This window comes from Bradyrhizobium cytisi (genome assembly GCF_008123515.1).
Classification (GTDB): Bacteria; Pseudomonadota; Alphaproteobacteria; order Rhizobiales; family Xanthobacteraceae; genus Bradyrhizobium; species Bradyrhizobium cytisi.
On record NZ_VSSR01000017.1, the window covers coordinates 58,432 to 70,970 of the forward strand.

Here is a 12,539-nt window from a genome sequence, read left to right on the forward strand (position 1 = left end):
TCGCGGTGGCAGAGATTCATCTCATCGGCCGTACTGCCTCGCCGGGCCTCGCGATCGGACCGGTCACCATGCTGACTGCGGCTGTGGCCAAGCGAACGGCGAGCGACGATCCCGCGCAGGAGGCCGCGGCACTGCGGGCTGCGATTGAAGGCGCGAGGGCGGAGATCGCCGAGCAGATCAAGACGATTCAGGGCGAGGTGGCCGACATTCTGGAATTCCAGGTCGCCATGCTCGAGGATGACGCGCTGGCGGATCCTGCATATGGGGTCATCTCGGAGGGGATCACTGCCGACCACGCCTGGCGCTTGGCACTCGATGTGGAGATAGCTGGCTATCGCGCTGCTGAAGATGAATATTTCCGTGCCCGGGCGGCTGATATCGTCGACATCCGCGACCGCGTGCTCGCGCATCTGAGCGGCGTGGATACGGTCGCCAGGATTACCAGCGGCTCGATCGTAGCGGCTGACGACATCACGCCTTCCGCTTTTCTTGCCGCTGACTGGTCGCACGGCGGCGCCATCGCGCTGGCTGCGGGCTCACCTTCCTCGCATGTTGCGATGTTGGCGCGGGCGCGCGGGGCGCCCATGGTCGTTGGGCTCGGGCCACTGTCGTGGAACGGACAGCCACCGGCGTTGGCGCTCGTCGACGGCGATGCCGGCACCGTGATCTTCGATCCTGAGCCGGAAACGCGCCGCCTGTTCGAGCACCGCATGGCGGTTGCGAATGCTGCGCAAGCCGCCGTCGATGCCGGCCGCCTCGACTCGGCACGCACGGCCGACGGCCAGCGGATCGCGGTCCTTCTCAATATCGCCGCGCCCGAAGACCTCGCTGGCCTCGATCCTGCAATCTGCGACGGCATCGGCCTCGTGCGTACGGAATTTCTGTTCGAGGCGTCTCAAGGCCTGCCGGACGAGGATGCGCAATATGCAGTCTATCGGCGCATTCTCGACTGGGCCGAGGGAAGACCGGTGACGATCCGCACCCTCGATGCCGGCGGCGACAAGCCGATCGCCGGCTTGACGATCGATAGCGAGCGCAATCCGTTCCTCGGCCTGCGCGGCATCCGTCTCTCGCTCGCGCGGCCGGACGTGTTTCGGGTGCAACTGCGGGCACTGTGCCGTGCGGCTGTGCACGGGGCGCTGAAGGTGATGCTGCCGATGATCGCGGTCCCTTCGGAGCTCGACCGTGCCAGTGCCCTGCTGGATGCGGAGTTCACGGCGCTCAGGGCGGAAGGGATCGCCTGCGCCCGACCGCCGCTCGGCATCATGGTCGAGGTCCCGGCGGCGGCGCTCCGCGCCGAGGCTTTCGGCGCGGCGTTCTATTCCATCGGCTCGAACGACCTGACCCAGTACACGATGGCGGCGGCGCGCGACATCGGTGCCGTCGCGGACCTCAACGATACTGGCAATCCGGCGGTGCTGGCGCTGATCTCCCGGACTGTCGAGGCCGGACGAAAGCGTGGCGTGGAGGTCTCGCTCTGCGGTGACGCCGCGGCCGATACGCGCCTGACCGCGGCGCTGATCGCCACCGGGTTGACAACTCTCTCGGTGTCGCCGATTGCCGTCGCGCGGCTCAAGGCCGCAATCGCAAAGGTGCGTTCATGACGGATGAAGCAGGCGAGGATACCCGCGCGCCTGGTGACAGCAATGTGGCGGATTACAAGGCCATCCTGCGACGGGTGCTCGACAATCGGCCCTCGGGGACGCGGCTGAAGCTGGCGGCGGCGCTGGGCAAGAATCGCTCCTTCGTGACCCAGATCACCAATCCGGCGTATCTGGTGCCGATTCCGGCGAAGCATGTCGCGATCATCTTCGAAGTGTGCCATCTGTCCGGCGCCGAGCGCGCGGCATTCCTCCAAGCCTATGGACGCGCGCATCCCGGCCGGCTGCGTGCACCCCACCGCGAAGCGCACACCCGCACCGTCTCGGTGACCGTACCCGACCTCGGTGACGACAAGAAGAACCGCGCGCTCGAACAGCTGATCGTGGATTTCGCTGCGCAACTCGCGCGCTATGCCGAAAGTGTGGGTTGAGCCATTGATTTGAACTTCAGACGAGATGGGGAGGACGTTCATGAAAAAGCTGATCAACAGCACCGATACGATACTCGAAGAAAGTCTGGACGGTTTCGCGGCAGCCCATGCGGGTATCCTGCTTCTTGGTGCCGAGCGAAAATTCGTCCGGCGCCGCACGTTGAAGCCAGGCAAGGTCGCGCTGATTTCGGGCGGCGGCTCGGGACATGAGCCGCTGCATGCGGGCTTTGTCGGCCTCGGCATGCTCGATGCCGCTTGCCCCGGTCAAGTCTTCACCTCGCCGACGCCAGACCAGATGATCGAGGCCGCGGAGGCCGTCGACACGGGCGCAGGCGTGCTCTTCATCGTCAAGAACTACGAAGGTGATGTGATGAATTTCACCATGGCAGCCGAGATGGCCGGGCGGGAAGTTGCGAGCGTGGTGACCAACGACGACGTCGCGGTGGAGAAATCGACCTATACGACCGGTCGTCGCGGCGTCGCGGGGACATTGATCGTGGAAAAAATGGTCGGCGCTGCGGCCGAGACCGGAACGCCGCTTGCCGCTCTCGCGGCGCTCGGCGAAGAGGTCAACCGGCGCACCCGCTCGATGGGGGTGGCGCTGTTGCCATGCACCGTGCCGGCGGCAGGGCGGCCAAACTTCGCATTGGCCGACAATGAAATGGAAATGGGCGTCGGCATTCATGGCGAGCCCGGCCGGCGCAGGGTGCCGTTGGCGTCCGCCGATGCAATCGCCGCCGAGCTGCTCGATGCGATCCTGAAGGATCTTGCGCCCGGCAAGGGGAGTGAAGTGCTGCTTCTCGTCAACGGGTTTGGTGCAACGCCTCTGATCGAACTCTATCTGATGGTCAATGCCGCAAAGCGGATTCTGGACGGCGCGGGGGTGGCAGTGGCGCGCTTCCTGACCGGTTCCTACGTCACATCCCTCGACATGGCCGGTGTCTCGATCACCGTATCTGTGCTCGATAGCAAGTCGACGAAATTATGGGATGCGCCGGTGCAGACCGCAGCTCTGCGGTGGGGCGTCTGATCTCAGCTCGCGGCTTGGTTTTGACCGCAAACAATGACTTATCGACTCCGCTCCCGCGAAACTGAGCCTCGTCGTTCCCACCGAGAGAAAATCCATCGAGAGTTCAATGCAGCTCTCGCGGCTCCGGTCAGCCGGCTCTCATTGTTCTGCCGTCGTCCCCTATTCGCCAGTCCGTTGCCAGGAACAGCTGACGCTGGCCGTTGTCGACAACGAGCGCGAGCTGCTCACCACCGACACGGCCTTCTATGTGCCCGATGACGCCGACGGCCGGTTGACGCTGCGCACGACAATGTATCGATGCGGGCCAATGACGGACGGGTCCACGCCTGCGGCGCGCTGTGGACCGGACCATGAGACGCCAGGCCGAAAGGGCATGGGCGCGATCTATCATTTCCACCGCGGCGAGCTGAAACGGCTCTATGCTAAGGTGACCATGCCAAACGCGATCTGCTTTTCGCCCGCCGGTGGCACCGCTTATGTCAGCGACACAGGACGGCGCTGCTGCGGCGCGTCGCGATCGATCCCTTGACCGCGCCGCCGACCGGCGAGCCGCAGACGCTCTGCTATCACCGCGGCCAGACCCGCGGCCTCGACGGTCAGGGCCGCCGATCCGCTTCACGGCCAAACATTCGTGCTCGAGGTCGGCGCCACCGGACGCCCCGAGCCACGCATCAGGCTAGACTAGCCCGAGCACTAAACCCGAACTTCGGATATAGATCACGATTTTGGTTGTTCACCAGTTTTCCCCCATCTAGGATCGCGCGCACAACAAGCGCGAGCCCTGAAGCCTCGCACGATGAGGGAGAAAACGATGAACCGCATTCGTGCGTTGGTGCCGGCGGTGTGCGCATTGGCGCTGCAGCTTTTCCTGCCGATAAGTTCCGGTCACGCGCAGGGCATTCCGCAGAACATTCCCCGCAAGGAACTGCTGATCCTGGAGAACCCGGAAGGCACCATCAAGAACGCCGGCTGGTTCAACATCTGGGCGATCAATGCCGGCGCGCAATCCAACGGCTTGCAGCAGGCCGCGCTCGATACGCTGTGGTACATCGATCCGGAAAGCGGCATCAACGGCGTCTGGGAGAACGCGCTCGCCGCCGACAAGCCGCAATACAATGCCGATTTCACCGAAATGACGGTGAAGCTGAGCAAGGGCATCTTCTGGAGCGACGGCGTCGAATTTACTGCAGAGGACGTGCTGGCGACGGTGATGCTGCAGATCAAGAATCCGGGGATGCGCTACAGCGCGGTGATGGCCAGCAACGTCGCCTCGGTCGAGGCGCCGGATCCGTATACGGTGGTGTTCAAGCTCAAGAAGCCGAATTCGCGCTTCCACGCCAACTTCACGGTGCGCTGGGGTGCGGTCTGGATCCTGCCCAAGCACGTGTTCGAGAAAGTGCCGGATCCGGCTAAGTTCGACTTCAACAAGCCGATTTCGCTTGGCGCCTATGTGCTGCACAGCTTTGACCCCGACGGCAAATGGTACATCTGGCAATTGCGTGACGACTGGCAGCGCACCACGCTGGGGCGCTTCGGCAAGCCGGGTCCGAAATATCTTGCCTATGTCGATCCCGGACCGCCCGACAAGCGCGTGATCGCGCAGCTCAACCACGAACTCGACGTCATCCATGACATCGCGCCGGAAGGGATGTTCGCCCTCGCCAAGCAAAGCAAGAGCACCCGCGCCTGGTTCAAGGGGTTCCCGTACGGCCATCCGGACCCGACGCTGCCGGCGGTGATTTTCAATGACCAGAACGAGCTGTTCAAAAACCGCGACGTCCGCTGGGCGCTGGCGCTGCTGATCGACATCAAGGCGGTGTCGATGGCGTCCTATCGCGGCGCCGCCACCATCTCGGCGATCGGCGTGCCGCCGACTGGGACGCATCCGGCCACCTACCATCAGCCGATGGAGGAATGGCTGAAGAACTTCGAGATCGATACCGGCAAGCGCAAGATCAAGCCCTACGATCCGACCATCGGCAAGCAGATCGCCGACATGCTGCGGCCCTCGATGGGCGAGCAGATCCCGTCGGATCCGAAGGAGATCGCCCGCGCCTTCGGCATGGGCTGGTGGAAGACCGATCCGCAGGCCGCCGCTGAACTCCTCGAGAAGGCCGGCTTCACCAAGCGCGGCGGCGCCTGGTCGACACCGGACGGCAAGCCGTTCACGGTGCGCGTCATGGTCGAAGGCGATCTGCGGCCGGTGATGACCCGCGCCGGCACCATGATCGTGCAGCAGTGGAAGCAGGCCGGCATCGATGCCAAGATCGACGTTGCGCAAGGCACGCTGCCGACCCGCCGAGCCGCCGGCGATTTCGACAGCTTCATCGGCTGGAGTGTCGAGACCTGGGGCGGCCATCAGGACCTGTCGTATTTCCTCGACAGCTGGCACTCGCAGTTCGTTGCCGAGCCCGGCAAGTCGCAGCCGCAGCGCAACTGGCAGCGCTGGTCCAACCCCGAGCTCGACAAGATCATCGAACAGACCCGCAGCGTCGGCTTCGACGATCCGAAGTCGATCGAGCTCGGGAAGGAATACGTCAAGCTCGCGGTCAAGGAGATGCCGACCATTCCGCTGATGGCCTACAATGTGTTCACGGCAATGGACCAGACCTACTGGACCGGCTACCCGACCGCGGAAGATCCCTACACCGATCCGGTGCCGAACTGGGGCAACTCCCGCTACATGTTCGTGAAGCTGAAGCCGGCGCATTAATCCGGCAGCGCCGTTTTCTTATCCCTCCTCGCAAGGGGAGGGATCGCAAGCCGCTCACCGCTCAAGCAATGAACTCATGAACGGATATCTCATCTACATCGTGCGGCGGCTGGGGCAATTCGTGCTGGTGGTGTTCATCGGCATCAATCTCGCTTATGTGATCACCCATGCCACGCCGATCGACCCGGTCGAGCAGTCGATCTCGGCGGCGACCTCGTTCGGCAACACCGCGCCGGATGCCATCGAGCAGATGCGCACGTCACTGCGGGAGCTCTACGGGCTCGGCGGCTCGCCGGTCGAGCAGTATCTGGTGTTCTGGAGGCGCATCCTGCGGGCGGATTTCGGGCCGTCGATGTCGGCGTTCCCGACGCCGGTCTCGACGCTGATCGGTCGCGCGCTGCCATGGACCGCGGGTTTATTGATGATCTCCACCATCATCACCTGGGTGCTCGGCAACCTGCTCGGCGGGCTCGCCGGCTACTACCAGAAGAGCCGCGGCCTGAAGCTGATGGGCGTGATCGCGATGGGGCTGCATCCGATCCCCTATTACATCCTGGCGCTGCTGCTCCTGATCGTGTTCGGCTTTCTGTGGCCGGTGCTGCCGATCGCCGGCGGCTCGGCGATGAACCTGCCGCAGACCTGGACCTGGGACTTCATCTCCAGCGTGCTGATGCATGCCATCCTGCCAGCGCTGTCACTGATCCTGATCGGCATCGGCAGCTGGTTTCTCGGCATGCGTTCGCTGGTCTCAAACGTGGTGACCGAGGATTATGTGGTCTACGCCGAACTCGGCGGCGTCGACCGCCACCGCATCCTGACCTCCTATGTGATGCGCAACGCGCTGGTGCCACAGGTCACCGGGCTGGCGATCTCGCTCGGCGGCATCTTCAACGGCGCGGTCATCACCGAAAAGGTGTTCGGCTATCCCGGCATCGGCTCGCTGCTGGTCGATGCGGTATATGCCGGGGACTACGGCTTGGTGCTCGGCGTCACCACCATTTCCATCGTCGGCGTGTCGATCGGCGTGCTCGCCATCGATCTCCTGTATCCGCTGCTCGATCCCAGGGTGAAGGTGCGTTGATGCTGCGGATCCTGCGCGACCTGCTGCGCTACAACCCCGAATTCCGCATCGGTATCGTGCTGGTGGGTTTTGTTCTGATCCTGTCGGTGTTGGCGAGCTTCTCGCCCTATCCGCCCGATCAGGTCTACGTGGTGCCGCCGGACGTGCCGCCGTCGCCGACCTACTGGTTCGGCACCACCTCGCGCGGCCAGGACGTGTTCTGGCAACTGACCTTCGCGATCCGCAACACCTTGCTGTTCGGAGGTACCGTGGCGCTGATCAGTCGGGTGCTGGCGCTCGTGATCGGGCTTGTCAGCGGCTACAAGGGCGGCTGGATCGACCGCGTGCTGATGTCGATCAACGACACCTTCATCGTGATGCCGCTACTGCCGATCCTGGTGCTGTTCTATTTTGTTATGCGCGACTCGATGTCGTGGCTGATTCTCGCGCTGATCATGGCCTGCCTTGGCTGGGCCTATGACGCCCGCCTGATCCGCTCGGTGGCGATGAGTCTCAAGACCAGGGAGTTCACCCAGAGCAGCGTGTTCTCCGGCATGAGCACTCGCGAGATCCTGGTGCAGGAGCACCTGCCTTACGTGATGCCGATCGTGTTCTCGACCACGATGAACAATATGGTGTGGTCGATCGGGCTCGAAGTGACGCTGTCGGTGCTCGGCTTCACCGACATCAATACCCCGACGATTGGCGGCATGATCTACTGGGCCAACCAGCATACCGCGATGGTCGCCGGCATCTGGTGGTGGATCGCCTTTCCCACGGCCATCGTCGTCATGACCTTCATCGGGCTGTTCCTGCTGGCGGTCTCGATGAATGAATACATCGATCCGCGCAGCCGCCTGAGCCGGATGGGAGGCGCCTCATGACGGCCTCGCCCGCCCTGCCGGCTCGTCCCGATGCGGCTGCGCCGATCCTGGCGGTGCGTGACCTCAAGGCGCATTTCCGCACCAATCATTTCGGCGTCAAGCGCTATGTCAAGGCGGTCGACGGCATCAGCTTCGACGTCCGGCGCGGCGAGATCTACGGCCTCGCCGGTGAATCCAGCTCCGGCAAGACCACGCTGATCAAGACCATCGCCGGGGCTATCAAACCGCCGCTGGAGGTGGTCGGGGGCACCGTCGATTTCGCCTTCCTGCCAGGCTACGGCGGGCTGCACCGGGCGCCGCCGGCCGAAGTGGCGCGGATCCGCTGGCGGCATCTGTCCTACATCATGCAGGGCTCGATGAACGTGTTGAACCCCGTGCGTCGGCTGCGCGCGACCTTTGCCGATTTCGCACGCTCGCATATCGATGCGAGCGACCGCCAGTTCGAGCAGGCCGTGGTCGATCACCTGGCGCGCGTCAAACTGGATGCCTCGGTGCTGACGGCCTATCCGCATGAACTCTCCGGCGGCATGCGCCAGCGCGCCACCATCGCGCTCGCCACCATCTGCCGCCCCGATTTCATCATCGCCGACGAGCCGACCACCGCACTCGACGTCGTGGTGCAGAAGGACGTGCTCGGCATGATCCGCGGCATTCAGCGCGAGATCGGCTCCTCGGTGCTGTTCGTCACGCACGACATGGGCGTGCACGCCCATCTCACCGACCGGCTCGGCATCATGTATGCGGGCCGCCTGGTCGAGGAAGCCGCGACGGCGGAGATCTTCCGCCGGCCGCTGCATCCCTACACCCGGCATCTGATCTCGAGCCTGCCTCGGATCGGCGACGACATCCAGCGCAAGGGCCTCGAAGGCTCGCCGCCTAGCCTGGCCGACCCGCCGCCCGGCTGCCGGTTTCATCCGCGCTGCCCGCTGGCCATGGCGGCTTGCAGTGAGCGCGTGCCCGACATGGTCGAAACCGAGCCGGACCATCGTGTCGCCTGCTTTGCCGTCAACGGGGACCAGGCTCCATGAGCAACGCATTGCTCGAGGTTTCGCACGCCACCAAGGTGTTCAGCCGCGGCGGGCTGTTGTCGAGCCGGCGCATCGTCGCCGTCAATGATGTCAGCTTCCGGATCGAGGCGGCACGGCCGGAAATATTCACCATCATCGGCGAGTCCGGCAGCGGCAAAACCACGCTGTCGCGGATGATCCTGAACATCGAGCAGCCCAGTGCCGGATCGCTGGTGCTCGACGGCACCGATCTTTCCACCGTCCGCAGCAACCGGGATCGCCTCGCGTTCATGCACAAGGTGCAGCCAATTTTCCAGAACCCGTTCGAGGCGTTCAATCCGCTGAAACAGCTCGACCGCTATCTGTTCATGACGCGGCAGCGATTTTCCGCAGCCGTCGGCCAGGCCGCGCTCGAAGCCGCCGTCGACGAGGCGCTGCGCAAGGTCGGGTTGTCGCTGAAGGAAGTGCGTCATCGCTACCCCCACGAGATGTCCGGCGGGCAACTGCAGCGCGTCGCCATCGCCCGCGCACTGCTCTCAAGCCCCAAGCTGATCGTCGCCGACGAGCCGGTGTCGATGGTCGATGCCTCGCTGCGCATGTCGATCGTCAACCTGTTCAGGGCGCTGCGCGATGATCTCGGCATCTCGATCATCTACGTCACCCACGATCTTGCCACCGCCTATTACATCAGCGACCGCATCATGATTATGCAGAACGGCCGCGTGGTCGAAAGCGGCGACGCCAGGACCGTGCTGAACGCCCCGCAACATCCCTATTCGCAACAGCTGCGCGCCGCCGTCCTCTTGCCCGAAGTTACCGGCGGAACAGCGCCAGCCAATTCACCGTCAACGTAACACCAGGCACCGCATCGGAGAGAAAAGTGAGAAAAGCAAAAGTTCTGATGGACCGCGATTTCGTCATCGGCCAGACCGATCCGCGCCTGTTCGGTGCCTTCGTCGAGCACCTCGGACGTTGCGTCTATGGCGGCATCTACGAGCCCGGCCACAAGACCGCCGACGAGAAGGGATTCCGGAAGGACGTGCTGGATCTGGTGAAGGAGCTCGGTCCCACCATCATGCGCTATCCCGGCGGCAATTTTGTTTCCGGCTACAATTGGGAGGATGGTGTCGGCCCGGTCGACCAGCGGCCGGCGCGGCTCGACCTTGCCTGGTTTACCACCGAGCCGAATACGTTCGGTACCAACGAGTTCATGGACTGGTGCAAGGTCGCCGGCGTCGAGCCGATGATGGCGGTGAACCTCGGTACCCGCGGCGGCGACGCCGCGCGCAACCTCGTCGAATATTGCAACCATCCCGGCGGCACCTATTGGTCTGACCTGCGCCGCGCCCATGGCTGGGAGAAGCCGCACGGCGTCAAGTTCTGGTGCCTGGGCAATGAAATGGATGGTCCCTGGCAGATGGAATACAAGACCGCGGCCGCCTACGGCGCCGTGGCGCGGGAAGCCGCCAAGATGATGCGCTGGGTCGATCCGACCATCGAGCTCGCTGCCTGCGGCTCGTCGGCGCGCAACATGCCGACGTTCGGGCATTGGGAAGACACCGTGATCGAGCACACCTTCGATCACGCCGAATACATTTCGCTGCACACTTACCTCAACAACTACAAGCAGGACACCGCCGCCTTCCTGGCCGCCCCCGACCTGATGGACAGGTTTATCGACGAGGTCGTCGCGATCGCCGATTCGGTAGCGGCGAAGCGCCGCTCGACCAAGCGGATGATGCTGAGCTTTGATGAATGGAACGTGTGGTATCGCACCCGGCGCAAGCGCGCCGACCGGGTCAAGGAAGGCTGGCCGGTGGCGCCGCCGATCCTGGAGGAGATCTACACTATGGAGGACGCGTTGGCGTTCGGCGGCGCCTGCATCTCGCTGCTCAACCATGCCGACCGGATCAAGTCCGCCTGCATCGCCCAATTGGTCAACGTGATCGCGCCGATCATGACCGAGACCGGCGGACCGGCGTGGCGGCAGACCATCTTCTTCCCGTTCGCGCATGTGAGCCGGCTCGGTCGCGGCAAGGTGCTGCGCGCCCAGGTCGAGTCCGAGACCTACGATTCGGCCTATTACGATCCGCGCGGTACCGACGAGCAGACCTTCCCGGTCAGCAATGTGCCGTACCTGAAGCTGGCGGCGGTCGCCGGCGAGAGCGGCGGCCTCTCGCTGTTCCTGCTCAACCGCGACCTCAGCCAGGAGATAGATATCAGTCTCGAAGCCAGGAGTTTTGGGCGGCTCGCGGTTGGCGAAGCGCTTGAACTGCGGCATGACGACCTCCAGGCGACCAACACCAAGGATGCGGCGGAGCGCGTCAAGCCGGCTCCACTGCAGGGCGTGAGCGTGGAGGGCGGCCAGATTCGGGCTCGGCTGAAGCCGGCGTCGTGGAATGTGATTCATTTGTCCGCGAACTGACATCGCGGATCCCGGGCCGGTGCGGTATTGCCGGCTCGGACAGCGAGGACTCCAGCATGCTCGACAGGAATTCGGATCCGAAGAAGCGGACAAGACTCGCCGGCAAGCGGGAACGGGCACGGGCCGTGCCGAAGTCGAACGGTATCCGCAGCTTTCTCAACGTCGATCCCGAGCAGCAGTTCGAGATCGTCCGCGGCCTCGCCTCACCGGTGCGGGTGCGCATCCTGCGGCTGCTGCGGCGGCGCGGTCCGCTCAACGTCAACCAGATCAGCGAGGCGCTGGGGCTGCCGCAATCGACCATCGCGACCAATATCCAGATCCTGGAGGAGTCCGAACTCATCGACACCGAGATCGGTCGTGCCCGCAAGGGCCAGCAGAAGATCTGCGCCGCTCGGTTCGACGAGATCGTGATCCGGCTCGATGGTGAGGAGACCAGTCGGCAAAAGGACATCATCGAGGTCGAGATGCCGGTCGGGCTGTACACCAGTTATAATGTCTCGGCACCCTGCGGGCTGTGTTCGACCAAAGGCATCATGGGCGTGCTCGACGTGCCCGACCTGTTTCTCGATCCGTGCCGGGTGCAGGCCGCCCTGATCTGGTTCGGGCGCGGTCATGTCGAATACAAGTTTCCCAACAACGCAAAAGTGCTGAATGCCAATGTCGAGGCGCTCGAATTCGCGCTGGAGCTATCGTCGGAGGTGCCGGGCACCAATGCCGACTGGCCCTCGGACATCAGCCTGTGGGTGAATGAGGTCAAGGTCGGCACCTGGACCTCACCGGGCGACTACGGCGATCGCCGCGGCGTCCACACCCCGCGATGGTGGAAGCTCGAAGGCTCGCAATACGGCGCGCTGACCCAGTGGCACATTTCCCCAAAGGGCACCTACATGGGAGCGAAGAAGCTGTCGTCGGTGACCCTGGCCCAGTTGCGACTCGCCGAGCACCATTCGATCCGGCTGCGCGTCGGCATCGACGACGACGCGGCCCACCCTGGAGGGGTCAACATCTTCGGCCGCGGCTTCGGCAATCACAATCACGATATCCTGATGCGACTGCACCTGAAGTAGGGACCGGCCCCCCATCGGCGCGACCAGCCGGGTTGCGCGTGCCCTCTTGAGCGTCCAGAGGAGATCAAACGTGTGCTCTACGGAGGACGGGACTGGTGCGCGACTATCCTGCAGAGCCGTGCTTCGCGACGACGCATGCCATGTCTCGAGCACGGCGCGATATCCTCTCAATGTCCAGCGCTCTGTCCGCCGTCCACGTGCAGGATCTCGTCGGTCACGAAGTTGGCACCTTCGAGGTACAGCACCGGATATTACGGTGACAGTGCACTTAACTGCTATCGCGAATATGTTTGGCACGCGATGACGAGGCGGGCCGAGTGG

At 63.9% G+C, this 12,539-nt stretch carries 11 protein-coding genes and 1 pseudogene; 11 read left to right on the top strand and 1 reads right to left on the bottom strand.

Annotated elements, in window-relative coordinates:
* The first annotated feature begins 5 nt into the window (after window positions 1-5).
* The 11 genes from ptsP to FXB38_RS10920 all read left to right on the top strand — a co-directional run bounded on the left by ptsP (window position 6) and on the right by FXB38_RS10920 (window position 12,218).
* Window positions 6-1,604: a phosphoenolpyruvate--protein phosphotransferase gene (gene ptsP, locus FXB38_RS10870; protein WP_148750855.1), complete on the top strand. Its 1,599-nt coding sequence runs from the start codon at window positions 6-8 to the stop codon at window positions 1,602-1,604.
* Complete coding sequence (locus FXB38_RS10875; RefSeq protein ID WP_148750856.1) at window positions 1,601-2,032, top strand: hypothetical protein; 432 nt, start codon at window positions 1,601-1,603, stop codon at window positions 2,030-2,032. Before ptsP ends, FXB38_RS10875 begins: the two co-directional genes overlap by 4 nt.
* A 40-nt stretch (window positions 2,033-2,072) precedes the next feature.
* Window positions 2,073-3,062, top strand: a complete 990-nt coding sequence (gene dhaK / locus FXB38_RS10880) for a dihydroxyacetone kinase subunit DhaK (protein WP_148750857.1) — start codon at window positions 2,073-2,075, stop codon at window positions 3,060-3,062.
* Between the two features lie 106 nt (window positions 3,063-3,168).
* Window positions 3,169-3,591, top strand: a complete 423-nt coding sequence (locus FXB38_RS10885; RefSeq protein ID WP_148750858.1) for an SMP-30/gluconolactonase/LRE family protein — start codon at window positions 3,169-3,171, stop codon at window positions 3,589-3,591.
* A 282-nt stretch (window positions 3,592-3,873) separates the two neighbouring features.
* Window positions 3,874-5,775, top strand: a complete 1,902-nt coding sequence (locus tag FXB38_RS10890; RefSeq protein ID WP_148750859.1) for an ABC transporter substrate-binding protein — start codon at window positions 3,874-3,876, stop codon at window positions 5,773-5,775.
* A 76-nt stretch (window positions 5,776-5,851) separates the two neighbouring features.
* Entirely contained in the window at window positions 5,852-6,856 is a 1,005-nt protein-coding gene (locus FXB38_RS10895; protein WP_148750860.1) for an ABC transporter permease, read from the top strand.
* On the top strand, window positions 6,856-7,719 hold the full coding sequence (locus tag FXB38_RS10900; protein WP_148750861.1) for an ABC transporter permease: 864 nt from the start codon (window positions 6,856-6,858) through the stop codon (window positions 7,717-7,719). Before FXB38_RS10895 ends, FXB38_RS10900 begins: the two co-directional genes overlap by 1 nt.
* A complete protein-coding gene (locus FXB38_RS10905) occupies window positions 7,716-8,747 on the top strand; it encodes an ABC transporter ATP-binding protein (RefSeq protein WP_148750862.1) in 1,032 nt (343 codons plus the stop codon). Before FXB38_RS10900 ends, FXB38_RS10905 begins: the two co-directional genes overlap by 4 nt.
* The gene (locus tag FXB38_RS10910) at window positions 8,744-9,580 is read left to right on the top strand and encodes an ABC transporter ATP-binding protein (RefSeq protein ID WP_148750863.1); all 837 of its coding nucleotides are present in this window, start codon (window positions 8,744-8,746) and stop codon (window positions 9,578-9,580) included. The genes FXB38_RS10905 and FXB38_RS10910 overlap by 4 nt, the downstream gene beginning before the upstream one ends.
* Window positions 9,581-9,606: 26 nt before the next feature.
* Window positions 9,607-11,151, top strand: a complete 1,545-nt coding sequence (gene arfA / locus FXB38_RS10915) for an arabinosylfuranosidase ArfA (protein WP_148750864.1) — start codon at window positions 9,607-9,609, stop codon at window positions 11,149-11,151.
* A gap of 56 nt (window positions 11,152-11,207) precedes the next feature.
* A complete protein-coding gene (locus FXB38_RS10920) occupies window positions 11,208-12,218 on the top strand; it encodes an ArsR/SmtB family transcription factor (RefSeq protein ID WP_148750865.1) in 1,011 nt (336 codons plus the stop codon).
* A 167-nt stretch (window positions 12,219-12,385) separates the two neighbouring features.
* Here the strand turns inward: FXB38_RS10920 and FXB38_RS43770 are convergent.
* Window positions 12,386-12,463: pseudogene (locus tag FXB38_RS43770) on the bottom strand (3-oxoacyl-ACP reductase); the annotation flags it as partial.
* Window positions 12,464-12,539: the final 76 nt, after the last annotated feature.